The 16656-nt window shown below is 69.1% G+C and carries 17 protein-coding genes; 12 read left to right on the top strand and 5 right to left on the bottom strand.

Annotated elements, in window-relative coordinates:
- The first annotated feature begins 4 nt into the window (after window positions 1-4).
- The 4 genes from DM480_RS07550 (at window position 5) to DM480_RS07535 (ending at window position 4112) form a co-directional block, all read left to right on the top strand.
- Complete coding sequence (locus tag DM480_RS07550; protein WP_115378289.1) at window positions 5-565, top strand: LptA/OstA family protein; 561 nt, start codon at window positions 5-7, stop codon at window positions 563-565.
- A gap of 159 nt (window positions 566-724) precedes the next feature.
- Window positions 725-1516 carry an LPS export ABC transporter ATP-binding protein gene (gene lptB / locus DM480_RS07545; protein ID WP_115378288.1) on the top strand — a complete coding sequence of 264 codons (792 nt, stop codon included), beginning with the start codon at window positions 725-727 and terminating at the stop codon, window positions 1514-1516.
- 166 nt (window positions 1517-1682) lie between these two features.
- Entirely contained in the window at window positions 1683-3164 is a 1482-nt protein-coding gene (rpoN, locus tag DM480_RS07540) for an RNA polymerase factor sigma-54 (RefSeq protein ID WP_115378287.1), read from the top strand.
- Between the two features lie 96 nt (window positions 3165-3260).
- Window positions 3261-4112 (top strand): hypothetical protein, encoded by an 852-nt coding sequence (locus DM480_RS07535; RefSeq protein WP_115378286.1) that lies wholly within the window; start codon window positions 3261-3263, stop codon window positions 4110-4112.
- 3 nt (window positions 4113-4115) lie between these two features.
- Here the strand turns inward: DM480_RS07535 and DM480_RS07530 are convergent, their stop codons facing one another.
- Entirely contained in the window at window positions 4116-5129 is a 1014-nt protein-coding gene (locus tag DM480_RS07530; protein WP_115378285.1) for a ligase-associated DNA damage response exonuclease, read from the bottom strand.
- 58 nt (window positions 5130-5187) lie between these two features.
- On the opposite strand from DM480_RS07530, the gene DM480_RS07525 reads away from it, so the two are divergent.
- The 3 genes from DM480_RS07525 (at window position 5188) to DM480_RS07515 (ending at window position 8782) form a co-directional block, all read left to right on the top strand.
- The gene (locus tag DM480_RS07525; RefSeq protein WP_115378284.1) at window positions 5188-7602 is read left to right on the top strand and encodes a ligase-associated DNA damage response DEXH box helicase; all 2415 of its coding nucleotides are present in this window, start codon (window positions 5188-5190) and stop codon (window positions 7600-7602) included.
- A gap of 171 nt (window positions 7603-7773) precedes the next feature.
- Window positions 7774-8448 carry a glutathione S-transferase family protein gene (locus DM480_RS07520; RefSeq protein WP_115378283.1) on the top strand — a complete coding sequence of 225 codons (675 nt, stop codon included), beginning with the start codon at window positions 7774-7776 and terminating at the stop codon, window positions 8446-8448.
- On the top strand, window positions 8435-8782 hold the full coding sequence (locus DM480_RS07515) for a tRNA-binding protein (RefSeq protein WP_115378282.1): 348 nt from the start codon (window positions 8435-8437) through the stop codon (window positions 8780-8782). The genes DM480_RS07520 and DM480_RS07515 overlap by 14 nt, the downstream gene beginning before the upstream one ends.
- A 159-nt stretch (window positions 8783-8941) precedes the next feature.
- Here the strand turns inward: DM480_RS07515 and DM480_RS07510 are convergent, their stop codons facing one another.
- Window positions 8942-9382, bottom strand: a complete 441-nt coding sequence (locus DM480_RS07510; protein ID WP_115378281.1) for a DUF1810 domain-containing protein — start codon at window positions 9380-9382, stop codon at window positions 8942-8944.
- A 41-nt stretch (window positions 9383-9423) separates the two neighbouring features.
- On the opposite strand from DM480_RS07510, the gene DM480_RS07505 reads away from it, so the two are divergent.
- Window positions 9424-9939, top strand: coding sequence for a hypothetical protein (locus DM480_RS07505; RefSeq protein ID WP_115378280.1), 516 nt, complete (start codon window positions 9424-9426; stop codon window positions 9937-9939).
- Between the two features lie 7 nt (window positions 9940-9946).
- Complete coding sequence (locus DM480_RS07500; RefSeq protein ID WP_115378279.1) at window positions 9947-10579, top strand: YbhB/YbcL family Raf kinase inhibitor-like protein; 633 nt, start codon at window positions 9947-9949, stop codon at window positions 10577-10579.
- A 446-nt stretch (window positions 10580-11025) separates the two neighbouring features.
- On the opposite strand, the gene DM480_RS07495 is transcribed toward DM480_RS07500, so the two are convergent.
- A complete protein-coding gene (locus tag DM480_RS07495) occupies window positions 11026-12087 on the bottom strand; it encodes a GGDEF domain-containing protein (RefSeq protein ID WP_115378278.1) in 1062 nt (353 codons plus the stop codon).
- Between the two features lie 65 nt (window positions 12088-12152).
- Window positions 12153-12689 (bottom strand): peroxiredoxin, encoded by a 537-nt coding sequence (locus DM480_RS07490; RefSeq protein ID WP_115378277.1) that lies wholly within the window; start codon window positions 12687-12689, stop codon window positions 12153-12155.
- An 80-nt stretch (window positions 12690-12769) separates the two neighbouring features.
- Between DM480_RS07490 and DM480_RS07485 the strand changes: the two genes are divergently transcribed.
- Window positions 12770-13588, top strand: coding sequence for an inositol monophosphatase family protein (locus tag DM480_RS07485; RefSeq protein WP_115378276.1), 819 nt, complete (start codon window positions 12770-12772; stop codon window positions 13586-13588).
- Between the two features lie 131 nt (window positions 13589-13719).
- On the opposite strand, the gene DM480_RS07480 is transcribed toward DM480_RS07485, so the two are convergent.
- Window positions 13720-15837, bottom strand: a complete 2118-nt coding sequence (locus DM480_RS07480; protein ID WP_115378275.1) for an AsmA family protein — start codon at window positions 15835-15837, stop codon at window positions 13720-13722.
- Window positions 15838-16001: 164 nt separating this feature from the next.
- Here DM480_RS07480 and rpmI point away from each other — a divergent pair, with 164 nt between their 5' ends.
- On the top strand, window positions 16002-16205 hold the full coding sequence (gene rpmI, locus DM480_RS07475; protein ID WP_066489358.1) for a 50S ribosomal protein L35: 204 nt from the start codon (window positions 16002-16004) through the stop codon (window positions 16203-16205).
- A gap of 14 nt (window positions 16206-16219) precedes the next feature.
- Window positions 16220-16585, top strand: coding sequence for a 50S ribosomal protein L20 (gene rplT / locus DM480_RS07470; RefSeq protein ID WP_115378274.1), 366 nt, complete (start codon window positions 16220-16222; stop codon window positions 16583-16585).
- Window positions 16586-16656: the final 71 nt, after the last annotated feature.

Here is a 16656-nt window from a genome sequence, read left to right as displayed (position 1 = left end):
CGGCATGCGCGCGCAGCTCCCCCTCCCGATCGCCCTGTCGATCGCCCTCGTTTCCGTCGCCACCCCGCTGGCGGCGCAGCAGCGCCACAATTCGAACGCGCCGATCGATTTTTCCGCCGATAATATCGAGCTGCAGGACAAGGCGAATCGGGGCATCCTGACCGGTAACGTCGCGATCAGGCAGGCGGAGATGACGCTCAACGCCGCGCGGGTGACGGTCGCCTATACGGGCGAGGTGATCGGCGGCAATCCGCAGGTGTCGCGCATCGATGCCGCCGGCGGCGTCACCGTCCGCCGTCCGGACCAGACCGCGCGCAGCCAATATGCGATCTACGACCTCAACCGCCGCGTCATCACGATGATCGGCGCGGTGACGCTGACGCAGGGCGGCAACGTCGTCAACGGCGGGCGGATGACGATCAACCTCGACACCGGCCGCGCGGTGATGGACGGATCGTCCGTCGCGGGCGGATCGTCGGCGACCGGCACCGGCAACACCGGCGGCGTCGTGTCGCAGGGCGGCGGCCGGGTGACGGGTACCTTCTCCGTTCCCAAGCGCGACTGATCCAGCCGATCGATCAGCGCGATGGCGCGTTTCGCCATCGGCACGAGGGGGCTTTCCTCCGCGCGCCGGACGCGCCATGACGGCGGCAGCAACGGGCGCATGCACGAACCCTGCCAAGCGGCGGACAGGCGCGGCACACCGACGAGGGACATGAGGACGATGGACGCCGTTTCCGATCTCGCCGTTTCCGGTCTCAACGCGGCCGAGCCGATCCACGAGGCGCCGAGCGCGCAGGGGCTGCAGGTCGTCTCGATCGCCAAGTCCTACGACAAGCGCGTCGTGCTCACCGACGTCTCGGTCAGCGTCGACCGCGGCGAGGTGATCGGCCTGCTCGGCCCCAACGGCGCGGGCAAGACGACGTGCTTCTACTCGGTGATGGGGCTGGTGAAGCCCGATTCGGGCCGCATCATGCTGGACGGCGAGGATATCACCCGCCTGCCGATGTATCGCCGCGCGATCCTCGGCCTCGGCTATCTGCCGCAGGAAACGAGCATCTTTCGCGGCATGTCGATCGAGAAGAACATCTCGTCCGTGCTCGAACTCGCCGAGCCCGATCCGGCCGAGCGGCAGCGCAAGCTCGACCGGCTGCTCGACGAATTCGGCCTCACCCGCCTGCGCGCCGCGCCCGCGATGGCGCTGTCGGGCGGCGAGCGGCGCCGGGCGGAGATCGCGCGCGCACTCGCGGCGGAACCGTCGATCATGCTGCTCGACGAACCCTTCGCCGGCATCGACCCGATCTCGATCGCCGACATCCGCGATCTGGTGAAGGACCTGAAAAGCCGCGACATCGGCGTGCTCATCACCGACCACAACGTGCGCGAGACGCTCGACATCGTCGACCGCGCCTACATCATCTACGACGGGCGCGTGCTGTTCACCGGCAGCCCTGAAGAACTCGTCGCCGACGCCAACGTCCGCCGCCTGTATCTCGGCGAGGGCTTCTCGCTGTAACGCCGATGAGGGCGATCATCCTCTATCCTCCCCCGCACGGGGAGGTGGCAGCGCGAAGCGCTGACGGAGGGGGCTTTCCACGCCGCGCAGCATTCGCGGCACGCCCCCTACACGGCGCCGCTGCACGGCGCGGTCCCCCTCCCCGCAAGCGGGGAGGAACCGGCTGATGAGCCTCGCCCCGCGCCTCGACCTGCGCCAGTCGCAATCTTTGGTGATGACGCCGCAGCTGCAGCAGGCGATCAAGCTGCTCGCGCTGTCCAACCTCGAGATCGAGGCGTTCATCGCCGAGGAGATCGAAAAGAACCCGCTGCTCGAGGCGCCGCAGACCGACGAGATCGTCCGTCCCGAACGCCCCGAGGCCGACGAGCCCGCGGGCGCCGACGCGCTCGTCACCGGCGCGGCCGCCGCCGACCCGCTCGACGTCGACTATGCGACCGAAAGCCATCAGCAGGACAGCGTCGCCGATGGCGGGGGGGGCTTCGACGGCGCGCTGTCGATGAACGGATCGGCGCCGGGCAGCGGCGGCCCGGGCGGCGAGGATGCCCCAGACCTCGACAGCTTCGCCGCCGCCGACATCAGCCTCGCCGATCACCTCCTGGCGCAGGCGGGCGCCGTCGTCGATGCCGCCGACTGGTTCGTCGCGCAGCATCTGATCGACCAGCTCGACGAGGCGGGTTATCTCTCCGCCCCGCTGCTCGACATCGCCAACCGGCTCGGCATCCCGCGCGCGCGCGTCGAGCGCGTGCTCGCGCAGGTGCAGACGCTCGACCCCACCGGCGTCGGCGCGCGCGACCTTGCCGAATGCCTCGCGTTGCAGGCGAAGGAGGCGGACCGCTACGACCCGTGCATGGCGCGGCTGATCGACAATCTCGACCTGCTCGCGCGCGGCGAACTGGCGCGATTGAAGCGGATGTGCGGCGTCGACGACGAGGATATGGCGGACATGATCCGCGAGCTGCGCGGTTACGACCCCAAGCCCGGCTGCCGCTTCGGCGGCGAGCCCGCGCCCGCGGTGACGCCCGACCTGTTCGTCGCCAAAACCAAGGCGGGCTGGGGCATCGAGCTCAACAGCGCGACGCTGCCGCGCGTGCTCGTCAACCGCCGCTATTACCACGAACTCAGCCACGGTCCGCAGGACAAGGCATCCAAAGCGTGGCTGACCGATGCGCTCGCGAGCGCCAACTGGCTCATCAAGGCGCTCGACCAGCGCCAGCGCACGATCATCAAGGTCGCGACCGAGATCGTGAAGCAGCAGGAGGCGTTCTTCCTGAACGGCGTCGCGCACCTCAAGCCGATGACGCTCGCCAAGGTCGCAGAGGCGATCGAGATGCACGAATCGACCGTCAGCCGGGTGACGAGCAACAAATATCTAAGCTGCGCGCGCGGCGTGTTCGAGCTGAAGTATTTCTTCACGAGTGCGATCCAGGCGGCTGACGGCGGCGACGCGGTGTCCGCCGAAGCGGTGAAAAGCGCCATCCGCCAGCTGATCGCGAACGAGGGAGCAAAGATCCTGTCCGACGACACGCTCGTCGAACTGCTTCAGGCCAAGGGCTTCGACATCGCCCGCCGCACGGTGGCGAAATACCGCGAGGCGATGGGCATCGGCAGCTCGGTGCAACGGCGGCGGGCAAAGGCATTGGGGGGGTAGGCGGCTGTTTTTCGCTTTTGCCAGCCGTCATCCACTACCGGTACCAAGGCCATCTGCTACGATCCCGGCTAAACTTACCCTGGAAAGCTTTCGGCGATGCGCGGCGTGATCAGATCCTTGGTTACCGCAGCCCTGCTGGTGCCGGTCTGCGCCGCGCACGCTGATCAGCCGCTTGGCCCGCTGTGGCAGCGGGGCGGCAACGCGATCGTCGTGACGGCCTGTCCACCAGGCGGCGACAGCGACAGCAGTTGCCGCGGGCTTGCGGCGCGGCGTGGGACGCAGACGATGACGCTGGGCGCCGGCTATATCGTAGGCAAGCTCTTGTGGGCGGGTCAATCGAGCGCAGTTTCGCCGGACGTGGTGATCTTGGGCGACGATGGTGGTTCCGGCGGAGAAGGGGACCTCATTGCGGTCACTTTCGTCGACCCGATCCGCATCCGCCGGCTTCGGGGCGAGCGCATGGATTCGGCAACAGTGCGCCGTGCAGCGGACCGTCTACATCTCACGCTCCCCTTCAATATCGAATATTTCAACGGCGCGCCGCACGCGGGTGTGTCTATCGTTCCACTTCCGATCGTCTGGTCGCACGACGACTTCATGGTTGACCTTCCGGCGCTGACGAAACGACCGGCGATCACAGATGCGGATGAACGATCAATTGGACGTGAGCTTCGCGCATGGGCGCGTGCAAAACGATCCGGGTCCATGGACGCGGGGACGACCGGGACCGTCACTGCGCTGACGACGCTCATGCTCAGCGGCCGTAGCGAGGGCGCGCGCAAGCTTTTGCATAGCCAGTGGCCGAAGGATTTCCGCGGCGAAACCGCGTTCTGGAACTCGCTCTGCGCGGCGATCATCCGGCATCCGTGGTGGACGCGGTTCGCCCTGCGGCGCATTCCCGATGCATCGCGCATCGTCGCGGCGAGCCGGGCGCAACCACAACTCTGACCCTCAATCGTCCTCGTCCTCGAACCCCACCAGCGCCAGCGCGCGTGCCTTCATCTGGCGCTGTTCGCACCAATGGACCAGCGCCTCCTCGCGGCCGTGCGTCACCCACACCTCGCGCGGGGCGATCTCGGTCAGCGTCTCGGTCAGTTCGTCCCAGTCGGCATGGTCGGACAGGATCAACGGCAGCTCGACGTTCTTCTGCCGCGCGCGCTGGCGCACGCGCATCCATCCGCTCGCCATCGCGGTGATCGGATCGGGCAGGCGCCGCGACCAGCGGTCGTTGAGCGCGCCGGGCGGGCACATCACGACATGGCCCGCCATCGCCGCCTTCTTCGTGTCGGCGACGGGGATCAGTTCGCCCAGCCTGACGCCGTGCTCGGCATACAGGTCGCATAGTCGCTGCAGCGCGCCGTGAAGATAGATGGGCGCTTCATGCCCCCGCTCGCGCAGTTCCGCGATCACCCGCTGCGCCTTGCCGAGCGCATAGGCGCCGACGAGCACGCAACGGTCGGGATTGGCGTGCAGCCGCTCCAGCAGCTTGTCGATCTCGTCGCCCGTGTCCGGATGGCGGAACACCGGCAACGCGAAGGTCGCCTCGGTCACGAAGACGTCGCAGGCCACCGGCTGGAACGGCGCGCACGTCGGGTCGGGCCGCCGCTTGTAATCGCCCGACACGACGACGCGTTCGCCGCGATGATCGAGCACGATCTGCGCCGACCCCAGCACATGACCCGCCGGCACGAAGCCGACGTCGACGTCGCCCCCCTTGCCGTCGGACAGCCGGATCGTCTCGCCATAAGCCACCGGCATCCCCGCCTGCGGGCCGTAGCGCGCCTCCATGATCGCCAGCGTCTCCGGCGTCGCCCACACCGTGCCATGGCCGCCGCGCGCGTGATCGGCATGGCCGTGCGTCACCAGCGCGCGCGCCGCCGGCTCGGACGGGTCGATCCACGCGTCCGCGGGCTTCACGTAGATGCCGTGCGGATGCGGTTCCAGCCAATCGCCAAGCCGTGCCATGCCCCGCTCTACGCGCGAGGCCTGCGTTTCGCCGCAACCGTGCCTACATTGGGCGCCGATGCCCGACGCCACGCTCCCCGCCCCGCTCGCTGCCTGGTTCTCGACACGCGGGTGGCAGCCGCGCCGGCACCAGATCGACATGCTGCGCGAGGCACACGCCGGACACCATGCGCTGCTCGTCGCGACCACCGGCGCGGGCAAGACGCTGTCGGGCTTCCTGCCGACGCTCGCCGAGCTGATCGAGGCCCCGCGCGACGGCTTGCACACGCTCTACGTCTCGCCGCTGAAAGCGCTGGCGGTCGACATCCAGCGCAACCTCGTCACGCCGATCGACGAGATGGGCCTTGCCATCCGCGTCGAGACGCGCACCGGCGACACGCCGTCCGATCGCAAGGCGCGCCAGCGGGTCAAGCCGCCGCACATCCTGCTCACCACGCCCGAATCGCTATCGCTGCTGCTCAGCTATCCCGACGCCGCGACGATGTTCGAAGGCCTCAGGACGATCGTCGTCGACGAGGTCCACGCCTTTGCCACCGGCAAGCGCGGCGATCTGCTCTCTTTGTGCATGGCGCGGTTGCAGCGGCTCGCGCCCAGGTGCCGCCGCGTCGCGCTGTCCGCGACCGTCGCCGACCCCGACGCCTATCGTGCCTGGCTGGCACCCGATGGCGACATCGACCAGGTGCATCTGGTCCACGGCGAGCGCGGCGCCGACCCCAATATCGCGATCCTGCTGCCGCAGGGCCGCGTGCCGTGGAGCGGCCATTCGGGCCGCTACGCTGCCGAACAGGTGATGGCGGAGATCGAGACACACAAGACCACCATCGTCTTCTGCAACACGCGCAGCCTCGCCGAGCTGATCTTCCAGGACCTGTGGAAGGCGAATGCGATGAGCCTGCCGATCGGCGTCCACCACGGCAGCCTCGCGCTGGAGGCGCGGCGCAAGGTTGAGGGCGCGATGGCATCCGGCCGGCTGCGGGCGCTCGTCGCGACCGCCAGCCTCGACCTCGGCGTCGACTGGGGCGACGTCGACTGCGTCATCCAGATGGGCGCGCCCAAGGGATCGAGCCGCCTGCTCCAGCGGATCGGCCGCGCCAACCACCGCCTCGACGAATCGTCGGAAGCGATCCTCGTCCCCGGCAACCGTTTCGAATATCTCGAGGCGCGCGCCGCGCTCGATGCGGTGGAGGAAGGCGCGCTCGACGCCGATCCCTTCCGCCAAGGCGCGCTCGACGTGCTCGCACAGCATGTCATGGCCTGCGCCTGTGCGGGGCCGTTCCGGCGCGACGACCTGCTCGCGGAGATCCAGGGTGCGATGCCCTATTCGGCACTGACCGGCGAGACGTTCGACCGCGTGCTGGGTTTCATCCGCGACGGCGGCTATTCGCTCAAAGCCTATGACCGGTTCAAGCGGCTGACCGAGGAGGCGGATGGCACCTGGCGCGTCAGCCACCCGCGTTTCGTGCAGCAGCACCGGCTCAACGCCGGCATCATCGTCGAGGCGACGATGCTGACGGTGCGCTTCAAGAACGGCCGCAGCCTCGGCAAGGTCGAGGAAAGTTTCGCCGCGACGCTGACGCCGGGCGACACCTTCTTCTTCGCGGGGCTCTCTTGCGAGGTCGAGCGGATCGACACCGAGGACCTCGTCGTGCGCGCCTCGTCGCGCCCGGCGCGCATCCCCACCTATGGCGGCGCGCGTATGCCGCTGTCGACCAATCTCGCCAACCGGGTTCGCACCTTCCTCGCCGAACCGACCCAATGGGCACGTTTCCCTGACGACGTGCGCGAATGGCTGGAGGTGCAGGCGTATCGCTCCGCGCTGCCGCGACCCGGCCAATTGCTCGTCGAGACCTTCCCGCGCGAAGGGCGGCACTACATGGTCGCCTACAGTTTCGAAGGGTGGAACGCGCACCAGTCGCTGGGCATGCTGGTAACGCGGCGGATGGAGGCGCAGGGCCTCAAACCTTTGGGCTTCGTCGCCAACGATTATGCGATCGCGACCTACGGCCTCGAACAGGTCACCGATCCCGCCGCCCTGTTCAGCCCGGACATCCTCGAACACGAATTCGTCGATTGGGTCGAACGCAGCCACCTGCTCAAGCGCGCTTTTCGCGAGGTCGCAGTGATCGGCGGCCTGGTCGAGCGGCAGCATCCGGGCAAGCGCAAGACCGGGCGACAGGTGACCTTTTCCACCGACCTCATCTACGACGTGCTGCGCAAGTACGAACCGACGCACCTGCTGCTGCAGGCGGCCTGGGACGATGCGCGCGCGCGGATGACCGATGTCGGCCGCCTCGCCGACCTGCTCGATCGCGCCGCCGACACGATGCTCCACGTCGACCGCGACCGGGTGACGCCGCTCGCGGTGCCGGTGTTGACGCTGATCGGCCGCGAGCGGGTGGCGACGAACAGTGCCGACGATGCGCTGCTGGTCGAGGCGGAGGCGCTGGCGGCGGAGGCGATGCGGCTGGATTGAGGGGCGGCAACCCCCGTCCGTCATTCCCGCGCAGGCGGGAATCCAGACACGCCGACGCTGCGGCTCCATCGACACCCCAGCGTTTCTGGATCCCCGCCTGCGCGGGGATGACGAAGAAGGGGCAAGCAGACCCTTCACCTCTCCCGCCCGCATGGCTTAAGGGACGTAACCATGTGGCAGCTCTACCAATTCCCCCTGTGCCCATTCAGCCGCAAGGTGCGGCTGCTGCTCGGCGAGAAGGGCGTCGGCTACGAACTGGTCCGCGAATCGCCGTGGGACCGGCGCGACGAGTTCATGGACATGAACCCCGCCGGCCAGACGCCGGTGATGGTCGATGCCAGCCGCGGCGGCGCGCCGCTGATCGATTCGATGGCGATCTGCGAATATTTCGAGGAGACGGTGGACAAGGCGGCGACGATCAACGGCACCGCTGCCAACCGCGCGGAAATCCGCCGGCTGGTCGCCTGGTTCGACATGCATTTCTATCGCGACGTGACGGGGCCGCTGCTCCACGAGCGCGTCGTCAAGCGGCTCGCCCACCGCGCCGCGCCCGACGCCAAGGGCCTGCGCGAGGCGATGAAGGCGGCGGTCAGCCACCTCGACTATACCGATTACCTGCTCGACCATCGCAACTGGCTGGGCGGCGCGACGATGAGCCTCGCCGATTTGGCCGCCGCGGCGCAGATTTCGGTCGCCGATTATTTGGGCGGCATCGACTGGAAGGGGCATGAACAGACCGCGCGCTGGTATCGCGGGCTGAAGAGCCGGCCGTCCTTCCGCCCGCTGCTGTCGGAGCGCATGGAATTGATCGGCCCACCCGCGCATTACGACAATGTCGATTTCTGAGCCCATCGCCTTCGCCGATTTCGAGGCGGTCGACATCCGCGTCGGCACGATCGTCGCGGCCGAACCCTTTCCAGAGGCCCGCAAACCCGCGATCAAGCTGCGCATCGATTTCGGTCCTGAGATCGGCGTGAAGAAATCCTCCGCCCAGATCACCGACCATTATGCCCCCGACACGCTGGTCGGCCGCCAGGTCGCCGCCGTGGTCAATTTCCCACCGCGCCAAATCGGGCCGTTCATGTCGGAGGTGCTGACGCTCGGCTTTCCCGACGCGGACGGCAAGGTCGTGCTGATCGGACCCAGCCTGCCCGTCCCGAATGGCGGCCGCCTGTTCTGATCGGCGTCACCCGATCGATCGCCCTGCCGGCCTTGCGCCCTTCTCGATCGCCGTGCTCCTGCGGACGCAGGAGCCCAGAGCCAGAGACGGTGCCCCCGTGGCCCTGGGTTCCTGCATGCGCAGGAACACGAGCCCCTGACCGTGGCGCAGCATCCCGGATCAAATCGAGGGAAACGTCGGGGGCCCCGTCAGCAACGCCACGGTCGCCGGATCGACCTGCCCATCGAAGAATCGGTCCAGTGCCGCACGGAACGGCGCGGGATCGTCCGTCACCGCCGCGAACAGCGTCATCGACGACCGCAGCTTGACCGCGTCGATCCCGCCCAGGATGGCCTCCACGCTCCCCCGCGCCGCCGTCACCGCCTGCGTCGCCTCGATCAGCCGCGGGCCGAGCAGCGGATGCGCCAGATACGACCGCGCCTCGTCCGCAGAACGGATCGCGTAGAAGCGCGCGGTCTCGCTGCGCCCCAGCCCGGCGATCTGCGGAAACACGAACCACATCCAATGGCCGGTCTTGCGCCCGCGGCGCAGTTCGCCGAGCGCTTGGCGGTAGGTCGCCGCCTGCGCGGTCACGAACCGGTCGAGGTCGAAGTCTGCCATCGGTCAGGCAACCGCCCGCCCCCCTGCCGCGTTCCACCTGCATGACCCGCCTGCGCCCCGCCCTCGCGCTCCCGCTGCTGCTCGCCATCGCCGCCTGCGGCAGCCGGGAGAAGGCCGCCAACAACGACACCGCGCCCGCCGGTTTCGTGCCGCCGCCGATGCAAAAGGCGAAGCCGCTGCCGGGGCAGGAGCAGCGCCCGCCGCTCACCGATTATATCGGCAAATATCCGAACGATGCGGTCGCGGGCATCGCCTTCTTCGACCGGACCGAGGTCGCGCAGGCGCTGGTCGAGGCGGTCGCCGACGAAAGCCTGCGCCATCGTATCGTCGCACGCGATTCGGTCACCGTGCCGATCTTCCGGCTGCCCGACGGCCGCATCGCCGCGCACGGCTGCACCCCGCACGACTGCGGCGACCAGAACTGGACCTTCATCGTCCAGCCCGACGGCAGCCGTGGCGAGGCGTGCTGGCACGACGCCGCAAAGGCTGCCGACGCAAGCTTCTGGTATGCAGGCAGCATGCCGGTGCGCCGGCCCGGCGACTGTCAGCAGGGCTGAGGGCGCGATGCTCGAACATGTTCCGCACTGGCTGGGCAAGGCGCTGGACGGCGTGCGCGCGGGCCTCGACCAGCTGACGATCGCGCGCGTCGATCTGGCCGCCGCGCCGGACCGCCATCTGGCGTCGCTCGATCTGACCAGCCCCGCTTTTGCCGACGGCGCACGGCTGCCGCCGCGGTTCACCGCCGATGGCGACGGAGTGTCGCCGCCGCTGACCTGGGGCGTGCCGCCGGAAGGCACCGCCAGCCTCGCGCTGATCGTCGAGGATGCGGATGCGCCGACGCCGCACCCGCTGGTGCATGCGCTCGTCTGGCATCTGCCCGCCGATGCGGGGCGGCTGGAAGAGGGCGCGATAACCGCCGACGGTGCGGGCACGCCCGCGCGCGACGTCGGGCGTAACAGCTATTTCGCCGAAGGCTGGCTGCCGCCCGATCCACCGACCGGGCATGGCGCGCATCGTTATGCGTTTCAGCTGTTCGCGCTGGATGCCGGCGCGGGCGATCCCGGCGCGACGCCGGGGCGCGGCGCGGTGATCGCGGCGATGGCGGGGCATGTGCTGGCGGCGGGGGTGCTGATCGGCACCTACGGCCGCGGGGAGGAGGCGCCGGTCGGTCCGGCGGGTGCGGTGGCGACCGCGTGAACCGGCGCGGCGGACCGGGCCGGCGGCGTGCCGGCCCCGGACCCGCGCAGCGGCGTCAGGCGAAGTGGACGCCGCCCTGGCTGGCGATGACGAGCACGGTGGTGGCGAAGCTCGCGATGCTGAGGAACAGGCTGCGGTACATGGTATCTCTCCTGCTGGCGCCGGGCATCAGGCGATCGGCATGACGGGGACGGCGGCGCTGACGGCGAGCGCGGCGAAGGCGACGGCGACGACCATCGAGACGGCGGCGCGCTGGGCGGTTTCGAAGCGGAGAAACATGGTGTGATCCCTTTTGGTATTCGCTGCCGGTCGATCCGTCAGCGATACTAAGGGCTTTGCACCGACCGTGCCATTTTGCTTAAATAGCTAATTTCATTGTATTTTCTGTTTTCGCGCTACACGACTTGGCGCATTCCGCCATCCGTGTCGCGGAAAATCCGCCACTATCAGGCGGCGCACACCCGATCGCGGCCTTCCGCCTTGGCGGTGTAGAGCAGGCGGTCCGCGCGGTCGAAGGCGGCGGCGCTGTCGTCGCCCACCTGCACCGCGGTGACGCCGATCGACAGCGTCACCGAGCCGAGCGGCTGGTCGCTTTCGCGGATGCGGAACCGCTTCGCCGCCATCATCGCGCGCACGCCGTCCAGATGCTCGGCCGCCTGCGCCAGCGTCTTGCCGCGCAGCAGGATCGCGAATTCCTCGCCGCCATGCCGCACCACCAGTTCGCCCGCACATTCCTCGACCAACAGGCGTCCGACCGCGCACAGCACGCGATCGCCGACCGGATGGCCGTGAATGTCGTTGATCCGCTTGAACCGGTCGATGTCGGCGACCGCGAGGCAATAGGGGCCGTCGCGCTCGCCGCGCGCGGTGAACGCCTCCTCGAAGGCGCGGCGGTTGGGCAGGCCGGTCAGCGCGTCGCGCCGCGCGGTGTCGTTCGCTTCGGCAAGCTTGGCGCGCAGCGCTTCCGCCTCGTGCGTCGCGGACGCGAGTCGCGCCTCCGCATCGCGGACGCGCGCCAGCATCGTGCCGGTGATCCGCGCGATCTCTTCCAGGCCGCCGGCGTGACCGATGACCTGCGGCGTGCCGATCGCCGCCGCGCTTTCGGCGAGGTCGCGGCCGAACCCGCGCGTCTCGTCCTGCATCGCCTGCATGATCGTCGTGAAGCCGGCGACCTGCGCCTGCGTCTCTGCGACGAGCCGCGCGGCATTGTCCTCCAGCGCGTCGGCGTGGCTGATGTCGGGGCGCCGCGGCTGAACCGGCTCGCCCGTTGGGGCGCCCGCGACGACCGTGCCGCCCAGGGATTCGATGTCGCCGCGCCGCAGCCGGACCCCGCCATCGGTCAGCCGCCGCACCGCCTGCGCGATCGCGCCATCGGGTTCGGTGATGATCGAATAGGCGAAACTATAATGGGCGGGTTCCGGACTGAGGCCCTGTTCGGACAGGAAAGCGCCGATGCGGGCGAACACGTCGCCCTCACCGCCCTTTCTTGCCGTCATGGGTCCGCGCATGCCTGTCCCTCGGATAGATAGGCGAAGCGCTTACGCGCCATTGGTTATCATCGCGTGAAAACGGCTCAGCGCGGACGGCGCAGCTTTTCCACCGCGGCGAGCGTCATCGCGACGTGGCGCGACGGGTCCATGTCGTCGTGGACGAAGGCGACGCGCCCGTCCTGCCCGATGACGTAGCTGGTCCGCGAGGTCAGCGCGCGGCCCGCCGGGCCACCCTTGAGCGCGACGTCATAGCCCGCGACCACCTTCGGCCCCGCGCTCGCCACCGCGAACTGGCCTGCGCACTTCTCGCTGGAAAAGCGCTGCAGCGTCGGCACGTCGTCCGCCGACATGCCGATCACCGTCGCGCCCGCCTTCGTGAACGCGGGGATCGCCTCGGCAAAGGCATGCGCCTCGGCGTTGCAGCCGCCGGTGAACGCCGCCGGGAAGAAATAGAGCACGACCGGCCCCTTCTTCAGCGCCTCGGCGAGGTGGACGGGGATCACCTTGCCCGCCATCGCGCCGCGTGTCGTGAAGTCGGGCGCCGCCGCTCCCACGGTCAGCGCCGCGGTGGCCGGCGCGGCGACGACGGCCAGGGCGAGAATGGCGGGAAACAGGCGCATGCGGGAGATCCTTCCTCTTATTTTTCCGTGTATGGCATGCAGCCTAGCGCGATGTGCGCGCGCGCGATAGGCACGGTCGGATGCCGGTCACCCCCGCCGATCTCGCTCTCGCCCAGCGCCTTGCCGATGCGGCCGGTGCCGTCATCCGCCCCTATTTCCGCCAGGACTTCGGCGGCGAGACCAAGGCCGACCACAGTCCCGTGACGCGCGCCGACCGCGAGGCGGAAGCCGCGATGCGCCGGCTGCTCGACGCGGAGGCTGCGGGCGACGGCATCGTCGGCGAGGAATATGGCACGAAGGACGGCGTCACCGGGCGGCAATGGGTGCTCGATCCGATCGACGGCACGCGCAGCTTCACCGTCGGTCGCGCGATCTTCGGCACGCTGATCGCTTTGGTCGAGGACGGCTGGCCCGTGCTCGGCATTATCGACCAGCCGGTGCAGCGCGAACGGTGGATCGGCGTCGCCGGCCGCCCGACGACGTTCAACGGCAGGCCCGCACGGACCCGCGCCTGCGCCGCGCTGGAAGGCGCGATCGTCGCCACCACCAGCCCGCATCTGTTCGCCGACGGCGACGTGCCGCATTACATGGCGCTCGTCGCCGCGGCGTCTGGCGGGCATGCCCGGCAGGGACCGGTCTATGGCGGCGACTGCTACAATTACGCGCTGCTCGCCAGCGGCCATCTCGACATCGTCGCCGAAAGCGGCCTGCAACTCTACGACTTCGCCGCGTTGGTGCCGGTGGTCGAGGGCGCGGGCGGGCGGATGTGCGACTGGAACGGCGATCCGCTGACCGCGGCGAGCGACGGCCACGTCCTCGCCATCGGCGACCCTGCCCGCACCGACGACGTGCTCGAGGCACTGCGGGCGACGCACCACGAGCACGGGCACGGGCACTGATCGCCCCCTCTCCGTCATTCCCGCGAAGGCGGGAATCCAGAGACGCTGACGGTGCGCTTCTTTCGACGACCTGCGCGTCTGGATCCCCGCCTCCGCGGGGATGACGACACGAGGGGCACGGCACGCCCGTCTCAGAAAATCCCCAGAAACTTCTTCCGCTGCGCCTTGGTCTCGCCGCCGTCGCCGCTCTTCGCCGGGGTGCCGTTGCCGACATCCTCGCGCGGCTTGCCCTTGGTCGTCCGCTGCGCGCGCGCGTCGGCGCCGGCGAGCACCGGCCCGCATGCCGCCGCCTTGGCATCGCCGACGTCGACGAACGCCAATATCCCCGCCAGCGGCGTCGCGACCACCGCCAGCCCCAGCCCCGCGCCCGCCCGCGCCAGCAGTTGCGGGCTGATCACATTCAGCGAGGGGTGCGCGAACGTGCCCCCGATGCTGACCGGCGACTGACCCGAAAACAGGCTGAACTTCTTGCCGTCGGCACGGATGGCCAGGTCGACCGTCTCGTTGCGGAAACTGAACCCGCCGCGCCCGGTGACGACGTTCTTCGTCGTGTCGATCAGGATCGGGTCCGCCGCCGCCACGCCGTCGCGCACCGTAAAGCCGACCAGCCCGCAATTGATCCGCACCGGCTCCTTCAGTTCCCGCTGGAACATCTTCTGCACGAAAACCCCGATGTCGAGCTCGGACAATTGCGCGTTGCGCGCCCACATCGAACCAGAGGGCAGCACGAACGCCATCCGACCGCGCGCGCTGGCCAGCGAATCGTGCACCGAATCGCCCCGCCCCGCGAGCTGGATGCGCCCCTTCACCACGCCCGTCGTCCCCGCCTCCGCCACGCCCCAGCCGGCGAGCAGCTTGCCCAGCGGCGTCGGCGCGAGGCGAATGTCGTAGGAATCCGCCGCCGGCCGCTGGCGCGTGTCGAAGACGACGTCGGCCGCGACGTTGCCGCGCGCCATCGCGAACGACAGCGGCGACAGCGCCAGCCGCCCATCCTTCAGCGCCAGCGTCACGTCGACGTCGCTGATCGGCACGCGGCGCGATCGCACCGTGCGGATCGTCCATTTGAGGTCGGCGTCGAACCGCCGCATCGTCGCGACGGGCAGCGCGGCATCGGGCAGCAGCCGCTCAGGCGCGGCCCCCGTCGCCGCGGCGGCCGCCGCCGCGCCCTTGGCGGCGACGATATCGGGGTTGTAGCCGATGAACGGCGCCGCATCGACGATGTCGAGCTGCCGCGTCGCCAGCGTCGATGTGAGGTACAGCCGATCGCCGTTGGTGACGGTCAGTGCGCCCGCGACATCGCTGTCGCCGAACGTGCCCGACAGATGCGTGAAGCGATAATCGCGCCCCTGCTGCACCAGTTGCGCCTTCAGCCGATAGGTGCGCGTGCGCGGGATCGCGACGCCGATGATGCCGAGCAACTGCGACAGGTCGCGCCCGCGCGCGCGCGTCTGCAGCGGCACGCCCTCGATCGCGGCAAGGCTGGGCAAGGTGCCCGTCACGTCGATGACGTTGGCGCCGGCATGCGCGGTCAGTTCCAGCCGGTTCGCACCGCGCGCCACCGTCTGGTTGGGCGACAAGAGGCGCGCGGCGACGGTGAACGGCGTCGCGCGCAGGCGGCCCTGCCCCGTCACGCCGACCGCATCGCCGATCCGCGCGTCGGCCGACCGGATCGGATCGACGGCAAGGTCGGCGAGCAGGCGCAGCCGCGGGTCGAGATAGCGCACGCGCGTTCCCGTCACGCTCGCGCGGTCGATGACGGGAAATTGCAGCGGCTTGCCGCCCTTTTTGGCGCTGAACGTCCACGTATTCCCGCTATGGTCGGGCAACCATTCCAGGTCGACCGCGCCGTTGGTGAGATCGAGCCAATAGAAACGCCGCCGCCCGAACAGCAGCGACAGCGGCGCGATCCGCGAATCGAGCGCGTCGGCACGGAACAGATAGGGCCGACTCGCCCAGGCCGGGTTGGCGATGCTCAGCCCCTGCGCGGCGAATTTGATCTGGAGCGGCGCGAAATACAGCTGGAAATCGCCCGCAACCTTCACCTCGCGATGCGTCAGCCGGCCGACGATCGTCTCGAACGGATGCTTCAGGAACCGGCCCTTGGTCACGAACAGCACCAGCCAGATGGTGAAGAGCAGCCCCAGCACGACGAGCGCGGCGTTGCGTGCGATGTGCCGCACCCGCCGGCGGCGCGGCGGCGTGTCGGCGGGCGCCGCCGCGGCGTTGGGAGCGGGTTGGGGATCGTCCATCGCCGGGGTGAAGCGCCCCTGGCTCGTTCCGGTTCCGCATCGGTTGCTTTTGGCGCGCACCGCGGCTAAGGGCCCCAGCTTCCCGAGCGTTGCGAGGACGAACGGCCCGGCCATCAAGGGCTGCCGCGGCTGTTCAAGCGACGCTCACATGCGAAAGGACCAAAATGCCCAAGCTCAAGACCAAGAGCGGCGTCAAGAAGCGCTTCAAGCTCACCGCCACCGGCAAGCTGAAGCACGGCGTCGCCGGCAAGCGCCACCGCCTGATCAGCCATAACGGCAAGTACATCCGCCAGAACCGCGGCACCACGGTGCTGTCGAAGGCCGACACCGCGACGGTGAAGGCCTGGGCCCCCTACGGCCTGAACTGAGGAGGGCTTAAGATATGGCACGAGTAAAGCGCGGCACGACCACCAAGGCCAAGCACAAGAGGATTTTGGATCAGGCGAAGGGCTATTACGGCCGTCGCAAGAACACGATCCGCATCGCCCGCCAGGCGGTGGAGAAGGCCGGTCAGTACGCCTATCGCGACCGCAAGGTGAAGAAGCGCACGTTCCGCGGCCTGTGGATCCAGCGCATCAACGCCGGCGTCCGCGCCGAGGGCCTGACCTATTCGCAGTTCATGCACGGGCTGAAGCTCGCGGGCATCGAACTCGACCGCAAGGTGCTGGCCGACATCGCGATGCACGAGGGTGAGGCCTTTGCCGCCATCATCGCGCAGGCGAAGGCGGCCCTCCCGCAGGCCGCCTGAGAGCGCCTCGCGACGAGACCGAACAGGCGGGCGCCGGTGGCAACACCGGCGCCCGTTTTGGTTTCGGGGGG

The sequence above is a fragment of the Sphingomonas sp. FARSPH genome (assembly GCF_003355005.1).
Taxonomy (GTDB): Bacteria; Pseudomonadota; Alphaproteobacteria; order Sphingomonadales; family Sphingomonadaceae; genus Sphingomonas.
Note: the sequence above shows the minus strand (reverse complement) of the source record. Positions and strands in the feature narration are given on the sequence as shown.

Coding starts and splice junctions, on each gene's coding strand:
- DM480_RS07505 (WP_115378280.1), top strand. CDS start 9,424: ATGACCCGCCTGCGCCCCGCCCTCGCGCTCCCGCTGCTGCTCGCCATC.
- DM480_RS07480 (WP_115378275.1), bottom strand. CDS start 15,837: ATGGACGATCCCCAACCCGCTCCCAACGCCGCGGCGGCGCCCGCCGAC.
- DM480_RS07500 (WP_115378279.1), top strand. CDS start 9,947: ATGCTCGAACATGTTCCGCACTGGCTGGGCAAGGCGCTGGACGGCGTG.
- DM480_RS07490 (WP_115378277.1), bottom strand. CDS start 12,689: ATGCGCCTGTTTCCCGCCATTCTCGCCCTGGCCGTCGTCGCCGCGCCG.
- DM480_RS07535 (WP_115378286.1), top strand. CDS start 3,261: ATGCGCGGCGTGATCAGATCCTTGGTTACCGCAGCCCTGCTGGTGCCG.
- DM480_RS07515 (WP_115378282.1), top strand. CDS start 8,435: ATGTCGATTTCTGAGCCCATCGCCTTCGCCGATTTCGAGGCGGTCGAC.
- DM480_RS07485 (WP_115378276.1), top strand. CDS start 12,770: ATGCCGGTCACCCCCGCCGATCTCGCTCTCGCCCAGCGCCTTGCCGAT.
- rpmI (WP_066489358.1), top strand. CDS start 16,002: ATGCCCAAGCTCAAGACCAAGAGCGGCGTCAAGAAGCGCTTCAAGCTC.
- DM480_RS07550 (WP_115378289.1), top strand. CDS start 5: ATGCGCGCGCAGCTCCCCCTCCCGATCGCCCTGTCGATCGCCCTCGTT.
- lptB (WP_115378288.1), top strand. CDS start 725: ATGGACGCCGTTTCCGATCTCGCCGTTTCCGGTCTCAACGCGGCCGAG.
- rplT (WP_115378274.1), top strand. CDS start 16,220: ATGGCACGAGTAAAGCGCGGCACGACCACCAAGGCCAAGCACAAGAGG.
- rpoN (WP_115378287.1), top strand. CDS start 1,683: ATGAGCCTCGCCCCGCGCCTCGACCTGCGCCAGTCGCAATCTTTGGTG.
- DM480_RS07525 (WP_115378284.1), top strand. CDS start 5,188: ATGCCCGACGCCACGCTCCCCGCCCCGCTCGCTGCCTGGTTCTCGACA.
- DM480_RS07510 (WP_115378281.1), bottom strand. CDS start 9,382: ATGGCAGACTTCGACCTCGACCGGTTCGTGACCGCGCAGGCGGCGACC.
- DM480_RS07520 (WP_115378283.1), top strand. CDS start 7,774: ATGTGGCAGCTCTACCAATTCCCCCTGTGCCCATTCAGCCGCAAGGTG.
- DM480_RS07495 (WP_115378278.1), bottom strand. CDS start 12,087: ATGCGCGGACCCATGACGGCAAGAAAGGGCGGTGAGGGCGACGTGTTC.
- DM480_RS07530 (WP_115378285.1), bottom strand. CDS start 5,129: ATGGCACGGCTTGGCGATTGGCTGGAACCGCATCCGCACGGCATCTAC.